This is a genomic window from Clostridiales bacterium (assembly GCA_015243575.1).
Taxonomy (GTDB): domain Bacteria; phylum Bacillota; class Clostridia; order Peptostreptococcales; family Anaerovoracaceae; genus Anoxybacterium; species Anoxybacterium hadale.
This window is the reverse complement of the sequence record CP042469.1, coordinates 4,282,727-4,309,114: the sequence shown is the minus strand read 5'-3', so window position 1 is coordinate 4,309,114 and position 26,388 is coordinate 4,282,727. Positions and strand designations below refer to the sequence as shown.

Here is a 26,388-nt window from a genome sequence, read left to right as displayed (position 1 = left end):
CAAAATGAGCTGGACATAGATACCGTTCTCCTTTACTGCTCCCTTTCAGGAGCAGTAATTATTCCCTTCTTAAGTTGTAACATTACAACTTTATAATGTTAATAATTAAAGCAGAAAGGAAACATACAATGTCCTACTATGAAACAGCTTCAGCTCCTACTATTTACTTCATTGGAGTCACAACGGAACAGTCTTCTATTATGCGCGTATTTCCAAAATGGGCCGATTTCCTTGGTCTTTACAGTTCCGTCATAAAAGGAATTGACTTTCAGCCTCATTCCTGCGCCGAAGCATATCGTGAGGCTGTGACGTTTATAAAAAACGATCCCCTTTCCCTGGGAGCTCTAGTGACGACACATAAAATTGATTTGTACGAAACCTGTAAGGATCTCTTCGATTATGTTGATCCCTATGCCCAAAAGCTTGGCGAAGTCTCCTCTATCTCCAAAATGGACGGGAAGCTCTGTGCCCACGCTAAGGATCCTATCTCCAGCGGGCTAGCCTTGGAACATTTTGTACCCGATCACTACTGGAGCGATTATGACGGAGAGGTTCTGCTCCTGGGCGCCGGGGGCAGCACGCTGGCTATGTCCGTTTACTTTGCACAGGAAAGCCATAAATCGAATGTACCGAAACGGATTATTGTTGCCAACAGAAGCGTTCCACGACTTGCGTCCGCCAAGGCCATCCTGGAAGGGATTCATCCCGAGATACAATTTGAATTTGTACATAATCCGACTCCAGAAGATAACGACAGAACATTGGCATCCTTAAAGCCCCATTCCCTGATTGTCAATGCAACCGGGCTGGGCAAAGATGCTCCAGGGTCGCCTCTTACCGATAAATGCAGCTTTCCCGAGAACAGTCTTGTATGGGAAATCAATTACCGCGGTGAGCTATTGTTTCAAGAGCAGGCAGAGAAACAGGCGTTAGAGAAGCACCTGCATGTGGAAGATGGATGGATTTATTTCATCCATGGCTGGACCCAGGTGATTTCAGAAGTATTCCATGTAGAAATAAAAGGTGACCTGCTCGACCATTTGAGTCAGATCGCAAAATCATAAAAACATCCCACCACGAACGACAATAGGAGGAAATATTATGAATCAATTTGACTGGGATCAAAGCTTTCTTGTAGATTTCGACAAGCAAACCGGTCGATCCAAAACCGCTTCCACTACGAAGCGTTATTTATCAAATATGAAAACAGTGTTTGCCGATCAAGAAGCCGCGGAGCGGATTCTTGCTTCTGAAGATCCTCTCATCTATGAATTTTACGAACTAGGGTGTCCTGAAAGAGCCGGAGACCTTCTGTTCGGTACCACAATCATTTATCCCGGCAAGGTAGGAGCGGAGTACTTTATGACAAAGGGCCATTTTCATACAGTTTTGGAAACGGCCGAAGTATATTATACCCTTTCCGGCCAAGGCTACATGGTGATGGAAAACCCGGAAGGAGAAACTCGGGAAGAGCCACTTACGGAAGGAGCTGCACTGTATGTGCCAAGGAGATTTGCACACAGGACTGTAAACACTGGAACGGAACCTCTCGTCCTCTTTTTTGCATTTGCTGCCGATGCGGGCCATGATTACGGGACCATCGAGGAGAAAGGCTTTCACAAGATGATCCTGGATCAAGGCGGGAAATCAATTATTACAGATAATCCCAACTGGTAAAAAAGAAAGAAGGAGATGCTATGCCCATTATCAGAACAGTGACCGGAGAAATCCCCCCAAATCAACTGGGCTTTTGCCAATGTCATGAGCACCTGATGATCAGCAAAGGCGTATCCTTTGAGGTGAACCCGGCACTTTGCATTGATGATCCGGAAAAAAGCAGAAAGGAATTGCTTCACTACGTGGCTGCAGGAGGCCGATCTATCGTCGATGCCCAGCCTGTGGGATGCAATCGTATGGAGAGAGCGCTTGGAAGCTTGTCAGAAGAAACTTGCGTTAACATCCTTTGCTCCACCGGTTTCCATAAGCTCCAATTCTACCCGGAAGATCACTGGATATGCCGGTATTCAGAAAAGAAGCTGGCAGATCTTTATATTCACGAACTTGAAAATGGCATGTTTACTGACTGTGATACAAATGATCCAAAAGAATACTGTTCCTTAAAAGCAGGAATCATTAAGACCTCTCTTGACAAAGAGGGACTGACCGGCAGGTATCAGCATCTTTTTAATGCTGCCGCCGAAGCCTTCGCTTCCACCGGGGCTCCAATCATGGTTCACATTGAGCAGGGAAGCAATCCGCTTGATCTGCTTGAGTATCTTACTGCACGGAGGGTTCCTGCAAACAAACTGATTTTCTGCCACATGGACCGTACCTGCGAGGTTAATACCATAAAAGAAACCGTAGCCGCAGGTGTTTTTGCAGAGTTTGACACCATCGGGCGCTTCAAGTATCACAGCGATGAGTACGAGATCGAATTAATGAAAGCGCTCATTGCAGAAGGATATCAGGAACAGCTGCTCTGTTCCCTGGACACAACCAGAGACCGGCTTAGATCCTATACCCCGGATGCTGTAGGCTTGGACTACATATTGAAAACCTTCCTTCCTCTGATGCAAAATTCCGGCATAGAGGAACAGCACATCCATCAGTTCTTCTATGAAAACTGTGTCCGCGCTCTGGCTGTCTAAAAATTTAAATTTCCAGGGAAGAATCGACGACATAACGTCCGACAGCAGTAACACACCCTTTTTTTCAGATTACAAGTCAAGGAGGGCATCTTATGAATTTCGATCACATTTTAAAAGAAGTTGAATTAATGAAAATTGTTCCAGTTGTTAAGCTCGATAAAGCCTCCGACGCCCTGCCGCTGGCGGAAGCGCTTTGTGCTGGTGGGCTTCCTGTTGCGGAAATTACCTTCCGAACGGATGCCGCTGAGGAATCCATCCGCAGGATCACAAGGGAATTTCCAGATATGCTTATCGGTGCAGGCACGGTAATAAACCATGAGCAGGCCGAGAGGGCAATTGACGCTGGTGCCAGGTTCATCGTATCCCCTGGTTTCAGCTCAAAGGTCACCGACTATACACTCCGCGAGAACCGATTAATATTTCCAGGAATCTGCACGCCTACTGAGCTTATGATGGCCCTTGAGTATAACCTGCCGGTCATGAAGTTCTTTCCGGCGAAGCAATACGGCGGGCTTGACACCATTCATGCCCTGGCCGCGCCCTTCCCTTCTGTTCGATTTATGCCTACGGGCGGAATCAATCAGAATAACATCTTGACCTTTCTTGCCTCGAGGAAAATCATCGCCTGCGGCGGGAGCTGGATGGTAAACGAGGCCCTCATTAACTCAGGCGATTTTCAGGAGATTACCCGATTGACAGCGGAAGCTGTTGCTTTGGTGCAAGGATAAGCCATTTGAGTTGAAGCCTTCGCTTTGACACAAGTATTACCCACTGCCCGTCCAAAAGGAGGAGTATCGACATGAAGATATTAGTCACGCCCACCTCTCTGCAGCCTGGAAAAGGCTCAAAGGCGTTAGAAACACTGAAAGCTTTTTCCGAGGATTTGATCTTTAACACAACAGGAAAGCCGCTGAGTGAAGATGAGTTGATTCCGCTATTAGCAGACTGTGATGGTTATATTGCAGGTTTGGACTTCGTTACAGAAAATGTTCTGAAATCCTGCACCCGCCTGAAGGTTGTTTCGCGCTATGGCGCGGGGTATGACCGGGTTGACATTGCAGCCGCCAAGTCCTTAAACATTCCTGTCACCAATACCCCCGGCGTGAACGCTGAAGCGGTGGGGGAGCTTGCCTTTGGTCTGGCCCTATCCGTCGCCAGAAAAATTCCCTATCTGCATACCAACCTCTGCGGAGGCGGTTGGATCCGCTCCACAGGAATAGAATTAAAGGGGAAAACCATCGGCATTATGGGGCTTGGTGCCATCGGCAAAGTGGTTGCCCGCTGTGCCAAGGGATTTGATATGGAGGTCATTGCCTATGATCCCTATATCAACGCAGCGTACTGTGAAGAGAACGGGATCACTTCGGCAAGTTTTGATGAGGTGATCATGCAGGCAGATGTAATCAGTCTTCATCTCCCCCTTATGGCTTCCACCCACCATATGATCAGTGCTTCGGCCATTGCAAAGATGAGACCCACAGCAATCCTGGTCAATACCTCCCGGGGCGGACTAATCGACGAAGATGCCGCATACGATGCATTAAAAGCAGGAAGGCTCGGGGGTTTGGCACTGGATGCCTTCGAAATTGAGCCTCCCACAGAGTCTCCGCTCTTTTCCTTATATGAAGTGGTTGCTACACCCCATACGGGGGCACATACCGCAGAAGCAATGGAAAACATGGCAGTACTCTCCGTTCAAAATTTGATCGATGTACTGGAATCGAAGCCTTGTCCTTTTATTGTAAATCAGTAGTAACCGCGCCTCCATAATTTGCGCTAATCTAATATAAAAGAACAGCCATATTCAGAGTTTTTGAACGATGGCTGTTCTTTTTGCATCAATGTTCCCACTCGGCTGACAAAGCCAGCTGCCTCAGACGAGTCACAACTTTGACAACCGATGGGTAGGAGAAGGAAAAAAGTAAGATTTTATACTGCTTGCTTGTAATAATAGTGTCCCAGTGCATCTGCGGCAAAGATAATATCCATTACCGATTCCACCGTTACCGGTGCCGGCTGCGCTGCCCAGTAGGAATTCTTAATGGAAGATTCCGCAATGATCCTTACATTTTCTTCCGTAGGATTGACTTTTACATCTTCCAAGGTGATAGGAAGACCAACGCTGATACAGAAGCCCATCACCTCATCAATTAATTCCTTCGGCGCATTTTCTGCAACAAGCTGGCATACGGTTCCGAAGGCCACCTGCTCCCCATGAAGCATTTTTCCTGCATCAGGCACCGTCGTAATTCCCTCACAAACAGAGTGTGCTGCTGCACATCCTGTGTTTTCAAATCCAAGTCCGCTCATTAAGGTATTGACTTCAATAATTGTCTCCAACGCTTCCGTAACGCAGTGCTTTTCCGCTGCAATTTTTGCTTTCAAACCGTTCGCCATCAAGTAATCGTAACAAGCCTGAGCGATTACCATTGCAGTTTTAGTTCTTCTAAAGGAACCCGACTCTCCTGCTATGTAATTTGCGCTGTCCGACGCTGCGTTGGCCTTAGCCTCAAAGACTGTCGCCAGTGCATCCCCCATTCCCGATACGAGAAATCTGACAGGAGCCTCTGCAATAATTTTGCTGTCGATCAAGACAATGTCAGGGCTCTTAATATAGTGGCGTGCATGAGAATGCTCTCCATCAGACTTATAAATCACGGATAATGCACTGGTAGGTGCATCCGTAGACGCCGATGTTGGGATGATGATGACCGGAACCTTTAGATCGTCCGCGACCGCCTTAGCCGTATCCAGCGTCTTGCCGCCGCCAATTCCGACAATGACGCTTGGTGAAATCTTTTCCGCGGCTGCAGATGTGGCTGCAATCTGCTCTTCTGAAACCTCGGTGTTAAAAATGGAAGTTTCAAATTTACCTGTACGTCCTTCATAAAGCTTTGACAATCTCAGTGTCAAATCATAAAAAAAGAACTGGTCAATAATAACGAATACGTTTTCCCCATACTTCGACGTATACTTGGGAAGATTCATCAGCTCGCCGGGTCCCTGAATATATCGCCCCGGTGACCCCCAAGCCATTGTTGTGGTCTTAAGATTATTTGCCATAGTGCTATGCCTCCTTTAATCTCAATTGATATTTTATATCGTTTATCGTTCTTGATATCTTGCATTGTTACTTAGTATTATTACTTTGTCATTACATTATATCATTCACCTCATCGTCTGTCAATTCCCTGTGACTCATAAAAAGAGATAAAAAACAGAGGCTGAAAATAAATTTTAATACACCTGTTTAAACAGCCTTCCCCATTGGTATAATCCTCCGGTAAACTATTGTTTTGGGGCAATCGACTTCCATGTATTTACAAGAGTTTTTGCGCCCCAAATAGAAAGAAGGAGGTACCAAATTGAAAAAATTCCTCGTACATTTTCTGGTAATGCTGCTGGTTCTAACCTCATTTGCAGTTGCACCGGCCTTCTCCGATGATACGGATGCGGTCTCTGCCGCAACTGCATGGACCGAAGAGCCAACGCAAACCCCAGCACCGGCAAAACCGACAGCTCCTGCAACTCCTGCCAAATCAGGAACCACTACAGTCAGCGTCCCTGCAGGAACAGGCGTTTATGTAGTCGTAAGCGGTGACACCCTGGCAAAGATTGCTGCCAAGCACAACACTACGCTGGATCAGCTGCTTGCTCTGAACCCACAGATTCAGAACAAAAACCTGATTTACGTGGGACAGAAAGTTGCAGTGGCAGCAGGAACTACCACTTCCACAGGCAGCACCTCTCCAGCTGCGGGCAGCACCGCTCCAGCTACAAGCGGTGCCAAAGTATCTGAAGGGATGGGTTATAAAGTTGCATTCAGAAACGGCCCTGGCGCAGATGAAAGCGGAGTTCCTGTATACAGCTTTAACATCGCAATGGCAAGAGCAACCTTCGATTCTCAGGGCAGAATCATCGATGTATTTATTGATGGCTACGAAGTCGCAACTCCGAACTACGATGGTGCATCAATGCCTCATTTCTCTGGCTGGCCTGACAAAGAGGGCTATAACATTGCCGAACATGAAACAGGAAAGATTACGGGTGTTTCTGTAAATACAAAGGAATCCGCAGCTGCTGAAGTGAATGCATGGGTAACCAAAAGACAGCGCGGCGATTCTTATCACATGAATCCGGCCAATGAATGGTACAAGCAGATGGACTTCTATCAGAATTTCTTCAAAGGAAAGACCGTCGCTGAATTAGAAGCATGGTTTGCAAAGTATACCACAACTGCCGGCAGACCAATCAAAGCAGATACCACCAACGCTGATGACCTTGCAAAATACAACAAACTCACTGCAGCTGAAAAAGCAGACTTAGCCGATGTAGTATCAGGAGCAACCATGTCACTGAGAGATTCTCACGGGGATTTCCTGGGTGCAGTAGCAGAAGCTTACAAAAATAGTCACGAAATAATTATTAAATAATTGCACTATTCCAATCTAAAGGTATGTACGACTCGTGCATACCTTTTTCATTCCTCTTTTATTTTTTGTGCAAATTCCTTTTGATTCCTTATTCGCCCCCCTTTTCAATACCCATATCGGTTCAACCCGCCAATCATTTTGAGGGCAGCACGGAAAACAAAATCAATTATAAAAAAATCGCTGGTGTTTTTAATTTTACTCTGTTATAATTTGTTATGTCACTACATAGCATCATATCTACATCAGCCTTGCTCTTCAGTACACAATCATATTAGGAGGAATAAGAAAATGAGATCATTAGTCGTGAATCGTGATGGAACCTTGGAAATTAAAGAAATCGCCATTCCCAAGATCAATGAAAAACAAGCGCTTGTCAAAACCCTCGCCTGCGGCATGTGCGGAACAGATGTTAAGCTCATACATAGAACATTCAAGGGCTTTCCTGAATCGATGTACCCTATCATGCTGGGCCACGAAGGAGTCGGTGAAGTAGTGGAAATCGGTGCCGACGTGAAGGGATTAAAACTTGGAGACAAAGTACTATTGCCCTTCGTAGATCCCGACAAGGAGCTATATGGAGATCTGGGTTCCGGCTGGGGTGCTTTAAGCGAGTATGCGGTAGTACACGATCCCCTTGCATACGATGAGGGAAAAGCTCCTTTATGTGCTTACGGCCAAACCTCTCTTTCCGATGATCTGGACCCTGTGGATGCAGTGATGTTCATTACATTCAGAGAAGTACTAAGCAACATCCGTTATTTTGGGATAAAACCGGAGCATTCTATTGTGATTTTCGGAGCAGGTCCTGTTGGTCTTACATTTATTAAATTCTTGAGCCTCCTCGGTATAAAGGATATCATCGTTATTGATATTTTTGATGAGAAGCTGAAGTTGGCTGCGGACGCCGGCGCTACGAAAACCATCAACAGCAAAACCCAAAACTTCGAAAATGAGGTTCGCTCTATTTATCCCGACGGAGTCAACTTCGTTTTGGACGCGGTGGGGCTTCCCCTTGTGGTAAACCAGGCAATGGGACTGATTGCCGACAGAGGCACAGTGCTCTGCTACGGCGTTCCTGAAAAAGAAGAAATCACCATCGATTTCAGCAAAGCTTCCTATAACTGGAGTGTGGTTTACCAGCAGATGCCACGAAAAGACGAGGAAGGTGCAGCCCATGATCAGGTTCTCGAATGGGTCCGTTCAGGGAAGCTTGTTGTGAAGGACTTCATCTCAGATTATTTTAAGTTTGATGAATCTGTCAACGCCTACGAAAAGCTGCTAAATCGTGAAGTTTTGAAAAAAGGTATCATAACCTTCTAATAGAAACCATGGCTCGATTACATTCTGCAGTCATTTAAGACAAAGGATCAAATCATGGTATGTAACGATAATCATACTTATTAACAATACATTATTGTAAGTATAAATCTGATATGTTACAATATCGTAAATCATCATATTATTGAATTTGGGAGGATTCTATGCTTACAAAATTATCATCCATAGACAAATCTGTACCCATACCTTTATATTTTCAGCTAAAACAGCTTATCCTTTCTGAGATTCAGAATGGGACTTATAAGAGTGGAGATATTATTCCTACTGAGAATGAAATCAGTGATGCTTTTAAAATCAGTCGCACCACCGTTCGTCAGGCTGTTACTGAACTTGTACAAGAAGGTTGGTTGTACCGAGTAAAGAGCAAGGGCACTTTCGTTTCCCTGCCAAAAATTAATCAGGATTTTATCAAGAAGCTTGAAAGCTTCAACGATCAGATTCTTCGCTCAGGGATGGAGCCCAGCACCGAGGTGCTGGAATTCAAAGTCGTTCCTGCAGCGGACGATGTTGCAAAGCACCTGGAGGTCAAGGAAAACGAATCTGTCATTTACCTTCATAGAAAACGCTTAGCCGATGGTGAGCCTATTGTAACCATCAAAACATATCTTCCTTACAGCGAATGCTCCTTCGTAATGGATCACGATTTGAAACAGGAACGACTCTACGGAATCTTAAGTGAGTCCCCTGCTACGACAGTTTTTCGAGTGGAACGTATCGTTGAGGCAGTGGAAGCGACTTCGGAAGATGCAACATTACTGAAGATAAAAAAGGGAAAACCCATTCAGTATTTTGCTTCGACTGGATATAACACCTTCGGCAAACCTATAGAATATTCTCTGGCCAGATACCGTGGCGACAGAAGTACTTTCGAAATCACAGTGTTCCCCGAGAATAAATAATACTGGAGGAATCAAATATGCCGACTTATATATTAGCTCATGATCTGGGCACCTCTGGAAATAAAGCCACGCTTTTTTCCTCAGAAGGACAGTTGATCGGCAGCGAAGTATATTCGTATGATACGCACTATTTCAATGACACCTGGGTGGAACAAAATGCAGAAGATTGGTGGTCTGCGGTATGCCATACCAGCAGGAAGCTGATAGAGTCCACTGGAATTAATGCAAAAGACATTGGAGCCATCAGCTTCAGCGGACAAATGATGGGCTGCCTCTGCGTCGATAAGCAAGGGAATCCCCTCAGACCCTCCATGATCTGGGCTGATCAGCGTGCGCAAAAGCAAGCTGCGCAGATCGAAAACCATATTAGTCAATGGGATTTTTACCATATTGTCGGCCATCGAAACACTGCTTCCTATGGCATCCAGAAGCTAATGTGGGTCAAGGACAACGAACCGGAAATCTACGAAAATACATATAAGACTTTAAATGCCAAGGATTTTATTGTATTTCGCCTCACCGGAAAGTTTTATACCGAGCCTTCCGATGGGAATAGCAATGGCTGTTTTGATCTGAATACACTAAAATGGTCTGAAGAGATTTTAGAATACGCAGGGATTGATCCCGATAAGCTCCCAGAATTAAAACCTTCTACCTATGTGGCAGGCGGCGTCACACAAGATGCTGCAAAAGCCACAGGACTTGCCGTCGGAACCCCAGTGGTCCTGGGAGGAGGAGACGGTGTCGCTGCCAATATCGGCTGCGGCTCCATCGCTCCGGGAAAGACCTACAATTGTATGGGTACCTCTGCATGGATTACAACAACGTCGGAAAAGCCTATCTTCGATGATCAGATGAGAATTGTCACCTGGGCTCACATTGTACCCGGTCTCTATGCACCCAACGGCACCATGCAGTATGCTGGTGGTTCTTATAACTGGCTGAAAAATACCATCTGTACCATGGAGTCTTATGATGCCAGAAAGAGCGGTACTTCCCCTTACGATTTCATGAACGAACAGATTGAGCAAAGCCCGATCGGATCGAATGGAATCATCTTTCTGCCCTATTTGCTGGGTGAGCGTGCACCGCGCTGGAACCCAGATGCCAAAGGGGCATGGATCGGTCTAAAACCGGAGAATACGCGGGGCGATATCTTAAGAAGCGTATTGGAAGGCGTCACCATGAATCTCTCCATCTGCCTGGATGTTCTCAGAACCCAGGTTGACATAGAGGAAATCCTCGTCATCGGCGGAGGCGCAAAGGGTGCTGTCTGGAGACAGATTATGGCTGATATCTATGGTGCAAAGATCACCGTACCATCTCTGCTGGAAGAAGCAGGCTCCATGGGTGCCGCAGTAACAGGCGGCGTAGGTGCCGGTATCTTCAACGATTTCACAGCAATTGACCGGTTTATCAATATCGATTCCGTACATATACCCGACCAACAATCCGTTCAAAGATATGCTCCGGTCAAAGAACTTTTTGATGAATGCTATTTTGCGCTGGAAGGCGTCTTTCAGAAAATGTCTAAGAATCGATGATGTCTTTCTGTATCTTTATGTTATACCGGTCGCAGAAAACTGATCAAAATCTGTTTATAAAAAAGCTAAGGCCCTGACCTTAGCTTTTCCATTTTTATCGAATTTTCTATCCCAGGATAAATCTCTATATCCTCTCGTTTTCCTTCATCAGCAGCTGGATCACATCCTGTAATGAAGTGAGCTTTGCGTAGAGCAGTTTCGTTGTCTCCTCATCAGGCTGCTTCAAGTCCGGAATCATAACTGGTTTTAATCCCGCCCTGTAGGCTGCTAAAATTCCCATGGGAGAATCCTCTAAGGCCAGACACTCCTCCGGCGGAATCCCAATAATTTCACTTGCTCTCAAATAGATATCCGGTGCAGGTTTCCCATGCTCAATTATATCACCGCAAACGATCTGATCAAAAAAATCTGAAATGCCTGCCCTCCTGAAATTATACCGAGCAACCTCATGCTCACTGGATGTCGCAACAGTAATTCTATAGTCATTTTTTTTCAGATAATCCAGGAGCTCCGGCAGTCCGCTCTTCATGGGGATTCCGTTTTCCTCAATGGATCTAACAACATATTCGGTTCTGATTTTTCTGGCTGCCATGATATCAAAAGCCTCTCCAAGCTCTTCCATAAGCACCCTGTCGGTATCATCGTTGTTCAATCCAAGCGTTTTAATTACCATTTCCTGTGTGATACTAAGCCCCAGCTCAGTTCCTGCGTGAGTCCACGCTTCTTTCGCAAGACGTTCCGTGTCAAACATCAGGCCGTCCATATCAAAAACAATCCCCTTGATCATCTTCTGCACCTCATAGCGTAAAAAAGTGATTAACGAATGTATTTCAATTATACCAAAATATTGCAGATCCGCCAAGGTGCAGTCCAAGAAGAGCAAGCAGGATGCATAATACAAAAGAAGATATGATATAGGACGACAAGATCAAATAACTTTTCTTTTGCAGCAGAGAAATATTCTCATATTGAAAGGTTGAGAAGGTGGTAAAGCCACCCATAAAACCAGTACCCAGCAAAAGCTGATGAAAATCGCCCGGGTGGGCCGACATCAGCAGCCCAATAAAAAAGGAACCGATGGCATTAATCAGTAACGTTGCAATCGGAAATTCTGTAGAGAGAAGCCTTTTTATGATAGAAGATAGTGCAAAACGACACACTGCACCACAGGAGCCTCCTACCAAAACCATAAGATAGTTACTCATCCTCCTTAGACTCCTTTCTTGCAATCAGTTTATTACTGACGAAAACACCAAGTCCTGCGGAAAGAAGTCCGCCGAAGCAGCTGGCTCCTAGATAGAGCACCGCAAGCAGATAGTGCTTGTCCAAAATCAGATGAGCCGTTTGCAGGCTAAAAGCGGAGAAGGTGGTGAAGGAGCCAATAAATCCGGTGCCAATGCCGGTAATCAAATGACTGGAAATTCTCGGGAAAGTAGCTAGATAGCGAAAGATAACCGCTAGAAGGAAGCATCCAACGAGATTGATCAAAAGGGTATTATAAGGAAAAAGCCCTGCTTCCAAAACATTGCTGATCCAGTAGCGGGCAGCTGCTCCTAGTCCCCCAAATATAGCGATATAGAAATAGTACATTGAAATCAAATCTCCCCAGAGTCTACCGATTAAGAATTAGATCAACAGGCAGGCTGATCACAGCACCCTCAGTTATCAGTTGCCTCAATTCTTCGATCAAGCTGGAGTGATTGTCTTTATCGACAATACACTCAACAACCAGCGGCATATGCTCGCTCAGCGGAAACAAATGTTGGCTGTAAATAACATGATCCCTGCCATATCCTGCAATCCCTTTTGTAACGGTAGCCCATATGACATTTTTGGAGCGCAGGAAAGACAATATCTTCTCATACTCCTCTTTTTTGAGCAGCTTTTTCTTTTCGCTTGTATACACCTTGACGATGAAGTATTCCTGTCCATTGAAATCGGCTTCGCCAAAGCCTTTCGATATGCTGATCTGACCATGCTTAACCAATGATTTCAATCCTCCCTCCAGTCTTTGTATGACAGCTCCGTCTAAAATCGATTCGATAATGATCGGTAAGTTGTTGTAATAGATATCCTCCAGAAAGTCAAATCTTAGATTACCCTCATTATCAATTCCTGCATCTCCCCGGCGCATCGTAGCGCCGGGTGCACCTTGTTCCCAAAGATAGGATAATATTGCTTTGTAGGTTTGTTCCTTTTTCTCCTGCTGCTGCTCATTTACCACGATCCGCATTAAATAATCAGTCATCAGAAAACCCCTTTCAAATCATTAATATTATCGTATGATCGCTTCCATCCAATTCTTTTACTTCATTGCTTCTTCTATGGCTACAGCAACCGCCACAGTAGCTCCCACCATAGGATTGTTTCCCATTCCCAGAAATCCCATCATTTCCACGTGGGCCGGTACCGAGGAGGAGCCTGCAAACTGAGCGTCAGAATGCATCCTGCCCATGGTATCCGTCATGCCGTAAGAAGCTGGACCTGCCGCCATATTATCCGGGTGAAGCGTTCTCCCTGTTCCACCGCCAGAGGCCACAGAGAAATATTTTCTGCCCAGTTCATAACATTCCTTTTTGTATGTTCCGGCGACCGGATGCTGAAATCTCGTCGGGTTTGTTGAATTTCCAGTGATGGATACGTCCACATTTTCATGATGCATCACAGCAACACCTTCCCTGACATCATCTGCTCCGTAGCAGCGAACCTTTGCCTTATCGCCCTGAGAATAGGAAATTTCACGAACGATATTTAATTTCCCTGTTCCGTAATCAAACTTCGTTTGTACATATGTAAACCCGTTGATTCTGGAAATGATCTGTGCTGCATCTTTTCCAAGTCCGTTTAAGATAACCCGTAAAGGCTCTATTCTGACCTTATTGGCTGATTTGGCAATTCCGATTGCTCCCTCTGCTGCGGCAAAGGATTCATGTCCCGCAAGAAAAGCAAAGCACTTCGTATCTTCCCGCAGAAGCATTGCGGCAAGATTTCCATGCCCAACCCCAACCCTCCGGTCATCACCGACGGAGCCTGGAATGCAGAATGCCTGAAGGCCTTCACCAATCACTTCGGCAGCGTCCGCGGCTTTCGTACATCCCCGCTGAATGGCCAGTGCAGCACCGACGATATACGCCCAGCAGGCATTTTCAAAGCAGATGGGCTGGATCGATTTTGCTATATTATATGGGTCAATGCTTTTACCATCACAAATTATCTTTGCTTCTTCCAGGGATCCTATTCCATTCTTTTTCAAAACAGCATTGATCTGTTCTATTCTTCTTTCATAACTTTCAAAAAGTGCCATATGATTTTCCTCCCTTATTCGCATCTAGGGTCAACGACCGTTACTGCCTCATCAAATCTGCCATACTTCCCAGTCGCTTTTTTGAGAGCTTCATTGGCGTCGGTGCCTTTTTTGATCATATCCATCATCTTCCCAAGATGAACAAATTCATATCCAATAATTTCACTGTTTTCATCAAGCGCAATATGGGTTACGTATCCCTCTGCCATTTCCATATATCTTGGACCTTTTGCCAGAGTGCCATACATTGTCCCGATTTGGCTTCTTAAGCCCTTTCCCAAATCCTCCAGGCCTGCACCTATAGGAAGGCCGCCTTCGGAAAACGCAGTCTGTGATCTTCCATAGACGATTTGCAGGAATAATTCCCTCATCGCGGTATTGATCGCATCGCATACCAGATCAGTATTCAGCGCCTCTAAGATCGTCTTTCCCGGCAGTATTTCGGCAGCCATTGCTGCTGAATGCGTCATTCCAGAACAACCCAGAGTCTCGACCAGAGCTTCTTCAATGATTCCATCCTTCACATTCAAGGTAAGCTTACAGGCACCTTGCTGCGGCGCACACCAACCCACTCCATGAGTCAATCCGCAGATATCTTTTACCTCTTTTGCCTGTGTCCACCTTCCTTCTTGCGGAATCGGCGCAGGGCCATGGTTCGCGCCCTTTGCTACACACACCATTTCTTGAACTTCATTTGAATAATTCATGATTCTTTCTCCATAACAAAAAAAATCTCCTACAATGAGTAAATTCTCAATTGTAGGAGTCATTAGCAAAACTGCAGTTTAGGCGAACTCCATCGCCTGTCAATTATCTCATTACATGGTAATCATACCATCTTCATGCGATACATTCAATACAGTTTTTTACTATTATCCTTTTAAGGTTCTCACTATTTATGATAAAGGTTCACCCACCGGGTGATATCCATCAAAAAAAAGCTGCGATATACTTGAATCAGCAAGTTGAAGATCAAATGAAGTGAAATGAAATCCGAATTTGAATAAGAAAGGTTAATGGAAATGAAAGTAAAAAAAATGTTATCGGTTTTATTGGTCTTGGTTATGATCCTGGGGATCACACCAACAATCGCGGCAGCTGAAACGTCGAACAATTTAATGGTCGAACTGCCGAAAATTGCCTCCGCCGAAATGCCCCAGTTTTCCGACATTCCAAACGACTGGTCAAAAGCGGCAATGGAAAAGGCAGTAAGCAACAGACTGCTTACCGGCTCAGACGGAAAAATTATGTCTCAGGAACATTTGACCAGAGCACAGCTGGCGACCATCCTGAACAGAGCCTTCGGCAGCTCTCAAAAGGCGTCTCTTGCAGCTTTTGCAGATGTCAAGGAAGGCGCATGGTATTATGATGAAATGGCCAAAGCGGTAAGCATGGGAACATTCCAAGGCACCGGGGGCAAGCTTTCTCCAGAAAGTGTTGTCACCCGTCAGGAAGTATTCACAGTGCTTGCAAGAGCATTCCGACTTCCATCAGGAGGCAGCTCTGTCCTGAGCAAATTCAGTGATTCATCCTCTGTGTCTTCGTGGGCGCAATCCTCGGTGTCAGCTCTTGCTGCTGCCGGTTATATCAACGGCACAAATGGCAAATTGAATCCTGCTGCCAATATCACCCGTGCCGAATTCGCCCAAATCATGGATAACATGATAAAAGGCTATATTACAAATTCCCAAACGGTCACAAAGGTACCAGACGGAAATATTATGATCAACGCCGCAGAGGTTACGCTAAAAGGTGTAACCATAAACGGGGATCTGATCATCGGAGACGGTGTCGGTGATGGAAACGCCACATTGGACGGTGTAACAGTGACAGGCCGCATACTGGTGCGAGGCGGAGGCGTAAATTCCATCAAGATCATCGGTGCCTCTGAAGCAGACTCGCTGATTCTCGCCCGAAGCGACGGAAAAGTAAGGGTAACCGTATCGGAGGATTCAAAGATACAGGTGATCGAGATTGATGACGGTTCTGACGATGTTTTTGTGGAAGGTACTGTTAGCAGTATTTCTGTCATGGCGGAAGGGATTACTGTAACCGCAAATAATGCCCATATTGGAACGGTGTCAGTCACTGGTCGAGGTTCCAAAATCGTTGTAGGTGCTTCCTCTTCCATTGGTAAGCTTAAGCTGGATGCCGAAAAAACAGAGGCTCAGGTCGCTGGGGCAGTAGACAGTATTGAAGCTACAAAAAACGCTGTCGGCGCAGGCATAACAGGCGCTGGACGTGTTCCGATTGTACTGGCCAACGCGAATGATGTAAGAGTTGAAACTCCAAACACAACAGTCACCGCAGGTCCTGGCGTCAAAGGCGTTACAAACAACGGCAAGCCTGTGGCATCTGGAAGCACTGTAAGCACACCGGGGTCATCATCCGGCGGCGGTGGTGGAAACAGCAATAACGGCGGAGGCGATTCATCTGATATAAAGATTTCAGATTTGAATGTCAGTGCAAATAAAAACTCTAATATCGTTACGATTACCGCAAATGTCAGCAATGCAGCATCCAACGCTACAGCAGTAATTACTTTAACCGGAAAAAACTCAGCACCGCCCCATCCTGCAGGTTCTGCCGCATCCTATGAAGCAACGGCGATGGCTGCTACTCCTAGCAAAGATAAAAGCACCTACACTTATTCTGATATCCCCATTGTTCAAGGCAAGATCAACACTACCCTCTACGGCGGTATTCTCAATGATACCTATACGGTAAAAATCACTGTCGGAACAGTAACTGCAACAAAGTCCGATATTGTAATCGATGCAGAAATTGAACTGTACGAATATTCCGTGCGGGGTTATCCACTGAGTGATTTTGGAACAGGAACGAAAGGGCTTCCTCTGATTGCTTATGATAATCAATCCCTGGACCCTGACCTGTATTCCGAATACACTTATGACATCATCGCCTTTAACCTGGTAAAAGGTACTTCGGGAAGCCTCTTGTCATCCCAACCCTTCACCAAAAGTACCTTTGAAGCGTTTCAGCTTGACGGCTTTTCCATTTCATGCAATTCACCTGACTTTTTCGATTCGGCCGGAGCTTATGCCATTGTCATGAGAGTGAGCCTAAACGGCACGCTTGCAGGGGAAGCCGGCCGCACCATCTCCATCCTGCCCAACGCGCCGGACGTATCCATTGATGCGATCAATGAATCAATTTCCGGTTACAACAGCAGTACAATGGAGTATGTGTCCGACGAAAATTATCATGCCGCTATCTGGAATAGCGACAAAGATCTGTCTGCTGTGAATTCTTTGAGCGACATGATTCCTTCCGATTATCCCGCAGGCCTCTACATTCGGATCAAATCAACGAAGAGTGCCGCGGCTTATATCGAGCTCCCATTAAGACCTTCTGCACCCATCGGTCTGTCAGCCTCTGGCGCGACGTCAGCAAGCAGCGCTGACGGCATCATCTCCGGACTCGATTCAGACCAGGGGTATCAATATAAGCTGTCTACTGCTTCCTCCTGGACGGATGCCGCTGCCTCTGCAACTGAGATATCAGGACTTCTTCCCGGCGCTTATTTTGTCAGGCTGAAATCAATGGATGGCAATTTTGCCTCCAGACTAGCTGCCGTTACTGTTTTGGATCGCTCTGTACCCGCTCTGACGGCTCCTTCCCTTGAAAGTGCAGTCATCACAGAGGCTGATACAAAAGTGATTCTGCTAAAATTCAGCAAAGCTATGAGCGAAAATGGAATCGATGCAAAAGACTTTACCCTATATGGCAAAAGCCGGAATCCAGACGAAGGTTACAGAAATACCGAAAAATTTGTTTCCGCCGTATCAAATCCCAATGATCCTTCGATGATCATACTGACTACAAGGGGGGATCTCCGAGCAGATTATACGTATTTTGTCACATACGCTTCTGGTACTACAATGTCGGCTGATGGCGCTGTTTTGCAGTCATTCTCAGACCAGCCGGTTGACAATCAGCAGATATACAAGGATCTATCCATCATACTGGGAAGTGACGCCAGCAACATAAACTATCAGATCTACGGCATGCTCTATGTAAAGAATCTCCAGCTTGGTGACGGCGGAAGTTTTAATAACAGTTATAGCTACGGCTATCAGGTATGCAGCGACAGCAGTACCACCGCTCCTGCGCCTGGAACCCGGATCGATGAAATCTCCGGTGTAAAAACAGGTCCTGGCGTGTTGAACACGATGGCTGGGAATGACGAAATTAAAGCAGGCCGCTATCTCGTGATGTATGTCTACGATGAAGATGACAACGATGTCATTTATGGATTTGGGCAGATTCAGATTCAAGAGGAAAATATAGGAAAAGGCTGGGGCATAGTTGACTTGACACACCCCTCAGATTACAGCAGTCATCCTGCCTCCATCTATCAAACAGAAAAGGTTCTCTCCGTTATACTGCCAGAGGGTCGAGAGATCATCAGCAGCGATCCTGCTGATTTGGTTAAAAATGTTGACACAACAGATCCGCATAATCCGATTTATACCATTGATATTTCCAGTATTTCAATAACAGGCGGCAGTTTGGACTTTGCCCTAACGGTACGGGATACCAATACAGGCGAAAACTACGTTTGCACCCTGAATATCAATAACCGCCTCTAACGCTTTATCCGGCATCTTTGCAAGCCTCGGCTGGCAAGAGCAGGCTGTCCCTGTTCTGTCCTTAGGTAATATCCAGACCAAAACCCTTAAACCTAAAATACGAGAACCGCAAGAGTTTTAAAAAACTGTTTGCATTTCATTTTAAAGCATTGTATGGTGAAAAAGGACCGGTCACTAAAATAGAAAAAGGAACCCACACCATGAATACAAATATGAATGAAAACATGAAAATTGAAACAATTTACCCTTGCCCCATTGCTTATATCAGGAAAACCGGAGCGTATGGAAAAGGAAACATCCGCGCTATGGAACAACTGAAGCAATGGGCGAGGGACGGCGGTCTCATGAACAAAAAAACGGTGATTTTTGGGATACCACAGGATAATCCGCAAACAACAGCACGCGAAAATTGCCGTTATGATGCTTGCATTGCCCTTCCCGAGGAATATCCTCTGGTAACCGGGGCAATTTATGACAAACAGCTCCCGGCTGGCGGCAATGTCCAGTATGGAGAACTCTCCGGAGGTACGTATGCTGTTTTTACCGTGAGTCATACCGCAGAGGCGGTGGCACAGGCTTGGATCGATATCTTTTCCCTATTATCTGCTAACGGATATCTTCCTGACGCTACTCGCCCAATTTTGGAACGATATCAGGCTGAACTGGTTGCGCAGCATCTCTGCGAGATCTGCGTTCCAGTGGATTCATCAACCATTATATCTTGAACATTATCTTTATTAGTTAATTTCAATCGATGACTCGTTTTATACCATTGATGAGTGAAGATAGACGGAGAATCATAATGAACGGAGCTCTTTTATTAATTCCATTGCTGCTGATCAGGTTCGGCCTTTTAGGAGTATTGGACAAGGACGGATTAAAACGGGCTGCTTACTTTGCCCCGCTGGTTGGAATGGAAAAAGCAGCATACTGGGTTTATCAGATTTCAAATACAGTATTCTTTGTCTATCTATTCTTCCTTAAGATTCGGTCTGATTCCGATTGGTTTTATACAGGCATTGCAGTATACGGGTTCGGTATATTGCTGTGCACTGCATCTGTATTGGCTTTCGCAAAACCTGCTGAAAATGGCATCAACAGGAACGGATTCTATCGGATTTCCCGAAACCCAATGTATGTTGCTTTTTTTGTCTACTTTTTAGGCTGTGTACTGCTTACCCGATCATTGCTTCTATTAGCCATACTCTTGGTATTCCAGTTCTCTGCCCATTGGATCATTCTGTCAGAAGAACGATGGTGCATCAAGAAATTTGGGGTTGCGTACAGAAATTATATGAGTAGAGTGAGACGCTACCTCTAAAAGGGGTTTATCTGCTACAGATGTACCATTTGACCTTTTGCTGGTCATATTTCGCACGCTTTGAGTGCGAAGCTCTAAAGAGATCTTTAAAAATGCGCCAGCTTCACGCGATAAAGCTGGCGCATTTCTTATGGTTTAGTTCACTGAGCTTTCTATGAATCTTTGCAGAATAGCAGCGACTTCTGCTCTTGTCGCCGTACCCTGCGGAACGAAGTCTCCGCCTGAACGTCCGGTGATGATTCCGGTTTGCTGACAGTACCCAGCTGCTTCCGTAGCCCAGAATGAGATTCCCGCAGCATCCGGATAATGCAGCTGTGTTTTCTCTAGCCCCGAAGGCAAAACGCGCAAGAATTCAGCAAAGCGGTATAGTATCGCCGCCATTTCCTGACGGGTTATTTCCTGATCGGGCTTAAACAATCCGCTGCCGATTCCGGTGATGATGTTGTTCTCCGACGCCCAATCGATGTAGGCTCTATAATAAGCATTGCTGTCTACATCAGCAAAGCTGTAATCATCTTTTTTAAGAAGTTCCCCGTAAGACCTCTCATAAAGCCTGCCGATTACCGTAGCGAACATGGCTCGCGTCATGCCCGACTGCGGAGAGAATTTATCGTCTCCTGTGCCTAAGAACAGCTCACGCTCGGTGACAAAATCAATGTTGTCCTTCGCCCAGTGACCTGCAATGTCGCGGAAATCCTTAGGGTTTTTCCGAAACAGTACCGTCACACCTGCAGGAGCGATATACTTCATTGTTCCGTCTGCATCCTTTGCAAAACCGATAAATATTTCCTTGCCGTTCACAACATAGTATGGCAAAGCGACTGTTTCTTGACTCTCAATGGCAGCTGCTTTGGTGCCTGGGGATGCAGTGCCTCCACCGCCCCCAGAGGAGTGATTCGTATATCCGATCGCATAGGTGGAGAACTTATTCGCATAAAGCGTGATGATCCAATTTGAGCGGTCAATAGCAATTCGTTCAAGGGTTCCATTCGGCGTTTCAGTAATCGTATCAACGCCGGAACCATGATAGCGATAGATGGCGTATGTCGCCTTGCCCTGCATCTCGGCTGGCAAAGGAATGTTGATTTCGATCAATCCGCTCGTTTGATTATAGGTTGGATCATCGGTCCCATTGACCTTTTTGTTCACGTCGATGGCGAGGATCATACCGACCTGCTTACCCGCAGCTGCCGCGGCGCTCGTAACTTCGCTGCCGTTTGCTGCCACATCCGCATCCTTCTTCTCAACGGTCAGAGTGATGTCAACTTTATCGGCAAGAGGATTACCGGAACCTGCAAGCTGGGTATACGCTTCTCTCTCCAGCTCTCCCACAACGACATTCGGGGTACCGCTTCCCTGAACAACAAGAATGCTGTTCGCATTGCCTGACGGCAAGGCAGCATTGCCGACGGCAACATTCCCGCTTGACACTTCGACTTTGATAATTGATGTTTTAGCACCCTTTGTAATGACAAGGTTATAAATTCCAGTTGGAACCTTATCAATTGTGAAATCGCCGTGTTCATCCGTTACGCCCGTGATGCCGAACTGCGTCGCACCCTGCATCATTCGCACGGTTGCGCCGACCACCGCAGCAGATGTCTCGTCTACGATTCTGCCGGTCACAGTATAGGCCGGGATAGAGCTCCATTTGGCATAGAGCGTTATATCTTCTGTCAATGCATCCAGTGTGAATGTCCACGGATTTGTGCAGGAGACATCCTTGTACCAGCCTGCAAAGTAGAATCCACTGCGTATGGGGTCAACAGGTGCCGCGATCCTGTCGCCGTAAGCCTTGCCGGTAATAGGTTCAACCTCGCTTCCACTTTGTGAATGGAAGGTAACCGTTATCGTATGGCCCGCTGCAATGGTGATTTTCTGTTCAGCGCTCTTAAATCTGATGCCGCTGACAGCCATAGAACGAACATAATAGGTCCCGTCTGACAGCCCTGTGATGCCGTTTGACGCCTGATCAGCCGTGACAGCGGTATAGGCTCCGCCGTCGGCCTTCCATTCCATCGCCTCAGTTACGCCGGATATCCGACCGTCGTTTTTGTTGTCGGCGGTTTCATTGGAAGCGCTGGCCGATGGCGTTTCGGGTCTTGCCGGAAGGGGGACCTCCACCCATGCACCGGCAGGTGCGCCATCCTCAACGGCCTTGACGCGAACATAGATTGTCTGCACTGCGTCGCCGTAGTCGGAAATATTGTCTGTGATACTGTCACCGTCCTCGATCATGGTAAGAGGCAGCGCAACAGTATCTGCCGTGACTTCATAGATGCCGTCGTCATAGTTGATGGTTTCAGCAATATAATCGATCGTATATCCTTCGTCCGACGGAACTGACGCCGTGGTGTACACGCTGATACGGCTTGCGCTTGACGGCGTTGCTGTATCGGTCTCCGCAGCACGTACCCAGATATAATAGCGTGTGGCTGCGGAAAGACTGGAAAAGGTCTTTGTTCCGGTTGTTGTTTCCGCGGCTCCCCAGATTGTCGGTGCGGTGTCGCTTGTGGTGATCGCGTACTGATAGCCTTCAACCGTATCGATCGTTATCGCATGATCGGTCTGCGTGCTTACCGAAGGTGCGGAAGGCGCGCCACCGGCGGAAGCCTTTGTTCTTACGGTAACGCTAGTGAGTGCATCACTGGCAAACGCATCATCAGCTGCATAGCGAACCGTGATACTGTAATCCGTATCCGCATTAAGACCGGTAAACACATTACTGCTTTGCCATGTCGTTCCTCCATCATTGCTGTACTCTGCTCCGGGAATTTCAGTCACCGTGATGGTCGTATCGGTCCTGCTCGTACTGATGGAAAGGCCCGTCGTTGCGGGACGCGCAGGAACGGTGATCATTGTCCAGTCGCTGGCCGGTGCTGAATCGGTAGATTTTACACGAATGTATAATATACTGCCCGGCGTGATTGCCGTACTGTCACTCGTTACGGCATTGCCGCCGGAAGTTGCGGTGTATACTTCGTAATCGTCACCGAATAGGATCTGCTCATTCGTATAATCATAGGAATACGCACCGTCAGACGGTGCATCCGGCTTAGCAGAAACAGTGAAGATGACTGCCTCGGACGCGGGGGTATCTGGGGTGGTCCCAGTATCTTTCGCTTTTCGCACATAGTAAGTTATGCCAGGAGTGAATGAGTCTCCATTTGCAAACAATGTACTGAAATCAATACTTGTGCTCACTTCGTAACCGCTTGTAATACCAATCGTCCCGGTGCTGTAGTTAATCGTGTATCCTTCTCCTGTCGAAGGAATCGCTGCCGCGGTGTACTGATCCGTTATTGCGGAGGCTGCGGAGGCTACAGTAGTATCGTTTTCTTTCATGCGCACAGCAAAGTGATACTTTGTAGCGTCGAAGAGTCCGGTGAACAGACTACTGTCCTGCCAGGTTACTCCTCCATCCTTACTGTACTCGCCACCGGCCACTGTTGATATGGTTACGCTGTTTGCCGTAATGCTTTCGAAGGTAAATGACGGCGCTGCGGGTGCGGCATTTTTTGTAATCACAGCCAAAGCATCGGACGCGTCGCTTGCCGCAGAAGCGCTGTCCAGGTCGGTTACCTCTGCCTTGCGGCAAAAAAGGCTGTAGGGCTGTGCGGCAGTTAATTCGGTAAAGGTATAACTGCCTGTGCCGCTATGCCAGATCATTCCGTCCAAACTGTATTCATAGCCATTCTCCACGGCTATGGTAATACTTTTGTCCGTCCTTGCAGTTACGATACTTGCTTGTGGTGCAGGCGGTGCATCCGCTTTCCAATTGGCAGTGTAGGACAAAGCTCCGTTGCTGCCCGCAGGGATTGTTACCGTCTGATTTGCGGCTCCGGTCAGATCAGTGCCGCTCCAGCCAACAAATGAATATCCAGTACGGGTGGGATTATTTAAAATAATAACAGTATTTTCGATTGTATAGTTGTCAGGATTGGGTGCTGCAACTGTTCCTCCGTTTAGGACATAAGATATGCTGTATGGATCAGCCGTCCAGCTGGCGGTATATATGGCATCACCTGTAACGCTTCCGAGAGCCGGTGTCCACCCGGCAAAGCTGAAACCGGTCTTGGTCGGAGCAACGTGGAAAGGTGTTAAGCCATAGTCTACGGTTGTTGTATCGATCGTTGTGGAACTGTCTTTTTTCCAAGTAACGGTATAGCTTCGGAGAGTTGGCGTAAAGCAGGCGAATACCGTATGTGCTGATGTGATATTGTTAAGCGCTGCCTCATCAGATCCATTTACCGTTGCCACCCATTTAGAAAATGCATAGGAATATTGTGCATCGGCCGCTTTGCTAGGCGTAGTCCCGCCATAGACAGCGTTTTTTCCTGAAAGCACTGTTTGCGTATTCAGCGTGGTGCTGCCATCCTGGCTTTTAAACGTCACCGAGTAATAATTTACCGTGGCGGAGTTGGCACCGCCTTTGCTTACAGTGATATCCACCCCGGTATCGGCCGTGCCCTCATAAATATCGTAAGTCCCCGGAAGAACTGATGCATTATATCCGCTGCTATTCAGCGTGTAGGTGCTGATACCATCCTTATACAGCGCTAAACTTTTCCCATGACCTGCCCACACAGTCCCATCCTTTTTCACTGTCACCGTGACGGGTTGGGGCGATGGTGTTTCCGGGAAAACAACAGTCAATTTAAGCGTTTTACCGGTATTATCGGATGCAGTAACTGACGTTGCTCCGCTGACCGTAAAGACTCCTGTCATTCCTGTAAAGGTGTAGCTGTCAACTGCGGTAAGGATAAATGTTCCCGTGTATACCGTGCCAGGCAGAAAAGGGGTAGCACTCGGAGACCATGTTACTCGACCGGAATAACCGTTTCCTTGGAAATCAAACATTTGCCCATACCCGCCCGGATAAGGTAGTATTAAGCCAGTGATTTCTTCCCCGCGTATTCTAAAATCAATTGTCATGGTTTTTCCCCCGGCAGTTACACTTGCATTTGTTATTCCTGCCGGCAGCCAAGCATAAATTTTACCTTCACTATCGGTTTTTACATCGTTTAAGCCATAGGTATAGCTCAAAGCGGGTGTCACTGAAATCGATGTGACTGCCACGTTAGGGTCACCGCCTGTGAAAATGTATAAACTTAAGGATTGCGAATTAAGATTTTGCAATGTACCGTCATTATAGATTGTATTGATCGTGCCGCCTGTAACATTGGCTGTTCCACCGGAAATAATACGGAATACTCCAATATTTCCGCCGGTAATATTGGCTGTACTTCCGGACAAAGAATTCAATGAGTTAATATAACCGCCGGATACATTGGCTGTTCCGACGCTTTTGATTGCCGGAGTGGCCCCTGTTCCAACCACGTCTCCACCAGAAACATTTACCGTTCCAAAACTATTAATTGCACCATAGCCTTCGTATCCTCCATTATCAAGAATTACTTTACCCCCGGAGACATTAACGGTGCCTGCGCTGTTGTTGCATTGAATTGCCGGACCGTATCCTTCCGATATTGCTTCTATCGTACCCTTCGCGACATTTACTGTTCCGTTGGACGTGACCGCAATTGGTGAAGGGTATTGTATTTTACCCGAACCGTTTGCTGTATCGGTCACTGTCAAGGTTCCGCCACTTCCCACGTTAATTGCATAATTGGTATAATGGGAATTATCAACACTGCACGTAATCAGTTTGTCATTCAGATCAAAGGTAAGCGTTACACCCTCAATCACTACGGTTGCATCGATCACACAATCAGTTTCGAGCTTGATTGTGTCGCCGCTTACAGCCTTGGCAACCGCACCTGCAAGGGTTTTATATCTTGCACCCGTTCCGCGAGCTGCGCTGTCATCTACAGCAGAGGTGTTTACGAGCAAGGTTGCTTCACCCGCAGCAATTGCAGTTACGGCAAAGCACGGCAGTAAACTAACCACCATACACACCACCAGCAGAATGCTTAAAATTCTTTTTTTCATTCCTTCCATTCCTCCTGTTTTTTTCGTCCGATGAACATTCAAATCATCCACACGCTGTTTTACACGTTAATCAAGAAATGTCATTCATTGTCGTCTCATATCTGCATACGCCCTTTTGCGTGGGATGCTCGGTCAAAATGCCAAAATCCCCATATTTGCAGTACCAGCACTCCCGAGCGGAGAACAGCCGGTCTGGGTCCTGTTCAAAAGCGTCACAGAAGTCGCTGCGTCCTATTCCAAGGCTGTCGTCCGCCTTCTTTCCCTCTGCGGTTCTGACGCGGAGCTCTCTCATCATAAAATCACTTCCTAAAACCAATATTTCATACTGCATTATAC

Annotated in this window: 21 protein-coding genes; 12 read left to right on the top strand and 9 right to left on the bottom strand. The window is 46.6% G+C overall.

Translation table 11 applies throughout. From position 1 onward, the window contains the following. The first annotated feature begins 128 nt into the window (after positions 1–128). From FRZ06_18880 to FRZ06_18860, 5 genes are all read left to right on the top strand, one after another. Positions 129–1,064 (top strand): shikimate dehydrogenase, encoded by a 936-nt coding sequence (locus FRZ06_18880; protein QOX65267.1) that lies wholly within the window; start codon positions 129–131, stop codon positions 1,062–1,064. A 37-nt stretch (positions 1,065–1,101) separates the two neighbouring features. Then, positions 1,102–1,677, top strand: coding sequence for a cupin domain-containing protein (locus FRZ06_18875; GenBank protein ID QOX65266.1), 576 nt, complete (start codon positions 1,102–1,104; stop codon positions 1,675–1,677). Between the two features lie 20 nt (positions 1,678–1,697). After that, positions 1,698–2,648, top strand: a complete 951-nt coding sequence (locus FRZ06_18870; protein ID QOX65265.1) for a hypothetical protein — start codon at positions 1,698–1,700, stop codon at positions 2,646–2,648. Positions 2,649–2,740: 92 nt separating this feature from the next. Further along, positions 2,741–3,376, top strand: coding sequence for a bifunctional 4-hydroxy-2-oxoglutarate aldolase/2-dehydro-3-deoxy-phosphogluconate aldolase (eda, locus tag FRZ06_18865; protein ID QOX65264.1), 636 nt, complete (start codon positions 2,741–2,743; stop codon positions 3,374–3,376). 71 nt (positions 3,377–3,447) lie between these two features. Further along, positions 3,448–4,401: a phosphoglycerate dehydrogenase gene (locus FRZ06_18860; protein QOX65263.1), complete on the top strand. Its 954-nt coding sequence runs from the start codon at positions 3,448–3,450 to the stop codon at positions 4,399–4,401. 176 nt (positions 4,402–4,577) lie between these two features. On the opposite strand, the gene FRZ06_18855 is transcribed toward FRZ06_18860, so the two are convergent. Then, positions 4,578–5,711 carry a glycerol dehydrogenase gene (locus FRZ06_18855; protein QOX65262.1) on the bottom strand — a complete coding sequence of 378 codons (1,134 nt, stop codon included), beginning with the start codon at positions 5,709–5,711 and terminating at the stop codon, positions 4,578–4,580. Between the two features lie 302 nt (positions 5,712–6,013). On the opposite strand from FRZ06_18855, the gene FRZ06_18850 reads away from it, so the two are divergent. The 4 genes from FRZ06_18850 to xylB all read left to right on the top strand — a co-directional run bounded on the left by FRZ06_18850 (position 6,014) and on the right by xylB (position 10,862). Then, the gene (locus FRZ06_18850) at positions 6,014–7,081 is read left to right on the top strand and encodes a LysM peptidoglycan-binding domain-containing protein (GenBank protein QOX65261.1); all 1,068 of its coding nucleotides are present in this window, start codon (positions 6,014–6,016) and stop codon (positions 7,079–7,081) included. A 288-nt stretch (positions 7,082–7,369) separates the two neighbouring features. Continuing rightward, entirely contained in the window at positions 7,370–8,401 is a 1,032-nt protein-coding gene (locus FRZ06_18845; GenBank protein QOX65260.1) for a zinc-binding dehydrogenase, read from the top strand. 161 nt (positions 8,402–8,562) lie between these two features. Next, on the top strand, positions 8,563–9,318 hold the full coding sequence (locus tag FRZ06_18840) for a GntR family transcriptional regulator (GenBank protein QOX65259.1): 756 nt from the start codon (positions 8,563–8,565) through the stop codon (positions 9,316–9,318). Between the two features lie 17 nt (positions 9,319–9,335). Continuing rightward, positions 9,336–10,862: a xylulokinase gene (xylB, locus tag FRZ06_18835; GenBank protein QOX65258.1), complete on the top strand. Its 1,527-nt coding sequence runs from the start codon at positions 9,336–9,338 to the stop codon at positions 10,860–10,862. Positions 10,863–10,986: 124 nt separating this feature from the next. Here xylB and FRZ06_18830 read toward each other — a convergent pair whose 3' ends face one another. The 6 genes from FRZ06_18830 to FRZ06_18805 are packed head-to-tail and all read right to left on the bottom strand — an operon-like array spanning position 10,987 to position 14,873. Next, on the bottom strand, positions 10,987–11,649 hold the full coding sequence (locus tag FRZ06_18830) for an HAD family phosphatase (protein ID QOX65257.1): 663 nt from the start codon (positions 11,647–11,649) through the stop codon (positions 10,987–10,989). Positions 11,650–11,692: 43 nt separating this feature from the next. Continuing rightward, positions 11,693–12,067 carry a fluoride efflux transporter CrcB gene (gene crcB, locus FRZ06_18825; GenBank protein ID QOX65256.1) on the bottom strand — a complete coding sequence of 125 codons (375 nt, stop codon included), beginning with the start codon at positions 12,065–12,067 and terminating at the stop codon, positions 11,693–11,695. Beyond that, entirely contained in the window at positions 12,060–12,452 is a 393-nt protein-coding gene (locus FRZ06_18820; protein ID QOX65255.1) for a fluoride efflux transporter CrcB, read from the bottom strand. Before FRZ06_18820 ends, crcB begins: the two co-directional genes overlap by 8 nt. A gap of 22 nt (positions 12,453–12,474) precedes the next feature. Beyond that, the gene (locus tag FRZ06_18815) at positions 12,475–13,110 is read right to left on the bottom strand and encodes a DUF190 domain-containing protein (GenBank protein QOX65254.1); all 636 of its coding nucleotides are present in this window, start codon (positions 13,108–13,110) and stop codon (positions 12,475–12,477) included. Between the two features lie 57 nt (positions 13,111–13,167). Beyond that, entirely contained in the window at positions 13,168–14,166 is a 999-nt protein-coding gene (locus FRZ06_18810; GenBank protein ID QOX65253.1) for a GGGtGRT protein, read from the bottom strand. A gap of 14 nt (positions 14,167–14,180) precedes the next feature. Beyond that, positions 14,181–14,873: a hypothetical protein gene (locus FRZ06_18805; protein QOX65252.1), complete on the bottom strand. Its 693-nt coding sequence runs from the start codon at positions 14,871–14,873 to the stop codon at positions 14,181–14,183. Positions 14,874–15,182: 309 nt separating this feature from the next. On the opposite strand from FRZ06_18805, the gene FRZ06_18800 reads away from it, so the two are divergent. The 3 genes from FRZ06_18800 (at position 15,183) to FRZ06_18790 (ending at position 20,100) form a co-directional block, all read left to right on the top strand. After that, positions 15,183–18,779, top strand: a complete 3,597-nt coding sequence (locus FRZ06_18800) for an S-layer homology domain-containing protein (protein QOX65251.1) — start codon at positions 15,183–15,185, stop codon at positions 18,777–18,779. 212 nt (positions 18,780–18,991) lie between these two features. Beyond that, entirely contained in the window at positions 18,992–19,504 is a 513-nt protein-coding gene (locus tag FRZ06_18795) for a DNA gyrase inhibitor (GenBank protein ID QOX66013.1), read from the top strand. A gap of 77 nt (positions 19,505–19,581) precedes the next feature. After that, positions 19,582–20,100 carry a phospholipid methyltransferase gene (locus tag FRZ06_18790; GenBank protein ID QOX65250.1) on the top strand — a complete coding sequence of 173 codons (519 nt, stop codon included), beginning with the start codon at positions 19,582–19,584 and terminating at the stop codon, positions 20,098–20,100. A gap of 135 nt (positions 20,101–20,235) precedes the next feature. Here the strand turns inward: FRZ06_18790 and FRZ06_18785 are convergent, their stop codons facing one another. Together FRZ06_18785 and FRZ06_18780 are read right to left on the bottom strand one after the other, a co-directional pair. Next, entirely contained in the window at positions 20,236–26,061 is a 5,826-nt protein-coding gene (locus FRZ06_18785) for a hypothetical protein (protein QOX65249.1), read from the bottom strand. 61 nt (positions 26,062–26,122) lie between these two features. Continuing rightward, on the bottom strand, positions 26,123–26,347 hold the full coding sequence (locus tag FRZ06_18780; GenBank protein QOX65248.1) for a hypothetical protein: 225 nt from the start codon (positions 26,345–26,347) through the stop codon (positions 26,123–26,125). Between the last annotated feature and the right edge of the window lie 41 nt (positions 26,348–26,388).

Bases quoted from the DNA above. Each gene is read 5' to 3' on its own strand.
- FRZ06_18880 (QOX65267.1), top strand. From the start codon at position 129: ATGTCCTACTATGAAACAGCTTCAGCTCCTACTATTTACTTCATTGGA.
- FRZ06_18875 (QOX65266.1), top strand. From the start codon at position 1,102: ATGAATCAATTTGACTGGGATCAAAGCTTTCTTGTAGATTTCGACAAG.
- FRZ06_18870 (QOX65265.1), top strand. From the start codon at position 1,698: ATGCCCATTATCAGAACAGTGACCGGAGAAATCCCCCCAAATCAACTG.
- eda (QOX65264.1), top strand. From the start codon at position 2,741: ATGAATTTCGATCACATTTTAAAAGAAGTTGAATTAATGAAAATTGTT.
- FRZ06_18860 (QOX65263.1), top strand. From the start codon at position 3,448: ATGAAGATATTAGTCACGCCCACCTCTCTGCAGCCTGGAAAAGGCTCA.
- FRZ06_18855 (QOX65262.1), bottom strand. From the start codon at position 5,711: ATGGCAAATAATCTTAAGACCACAACAATGGCTTGGGGGTCACCGGGG.
- FRZ06_18845 (QOX65260.1), top strand. From the start codon at position 7,370: ATGAGATCATTAGTCGTGAATCGTGATGGAACCTTGGAAATTAAAGAA.
- FRZ06_18840 (QOX65259.1), top strand. From the start codon at position 8,563: ATGCTTACAAAATTATCATCCATAGACAAATCTGTACCCATACCTTTA.
- xylB (QOX65258.1), top strand. From the start codon at position 9,336: ATGCCGACTTATATATTAGCTCATGATCTGGGCACCTCTGGAAATAAA.
- FRZ06_18830 (QOX65257.1), bottom strand. From the start codon at position 11,649: ATGATCAAGGGGATTGTTTTTGATATGGACGGCCTGATGTTTGACACG.
- crcB (QOX65256.1), bottom strand. From the start codon at position 12,067: ATGAGTAACTATCTTATGGTTTTGGTAGGAGGCTCCTGTGGTGCAGTG.
- FRZ06_18820 (QOX65255.1), bottom strand. From the start codon at position 12,452: ATGTACTATTTCTATATCGCTATATTTGGGGGACTAGGAGCAGCTGCC.
- FRZ06_18815 (QOX65254.1), bottom strand. From the start codon at position 13,110: ATGACTGATTATTTAATGCGGATCGTGGTAAATGAGCAGCAGCAGGAG.
- FRZ06_18810 (QOX65253.1), bottom strand. From the start codon at position 14,166: ATGGCACTTTTTGAAAGTTATGAAAGAAGAATAGAACAGATCAATGCT.
- FRZ06_18805 (QOX65252.1), bottom strand. From the start codon at position 14,873: ATGAATTATTCAAATGAAGTTCAAGAAATGGTGTGTGTAGCAAAGGGC.
- FRZ06_18800 (QOX65251.1), top strand. From the start codon at position 15,183: ATGGAAATGAAAGTAAAAAAAATGTTATCGGTTTTATTGGTCTTGGTT.
- FRZ06_18795 (QOX66013.1), top strand. From the start codon at position 18,992: ATGAATGAAAACATGAAAATTGAAACAATTTACCCTTGCCCCATTGCT.
- FRZ06_18790 (QOX65250.1), top strand. From the start codon at position 19,582: ATGAACGGAGCTCTTTTATTAATTCCATTGCTGCTGATCAGGTTCGGC.
- FRZ06_18785 (QOX65249.1), bottom strand. From the start codon at position 26,061: ATGGAAGGAATGAAAAAAAGAATTTTAAGCATTCTGCTGGTGGTGTGT.
- FRZ06_18780 (QOX65248.1), bottom strand. From the start codon at position 26,347: ATGATGAGAGAGCTCCGCGTCAGAACCGCAGAGGGAAAGAAGGCGGAC.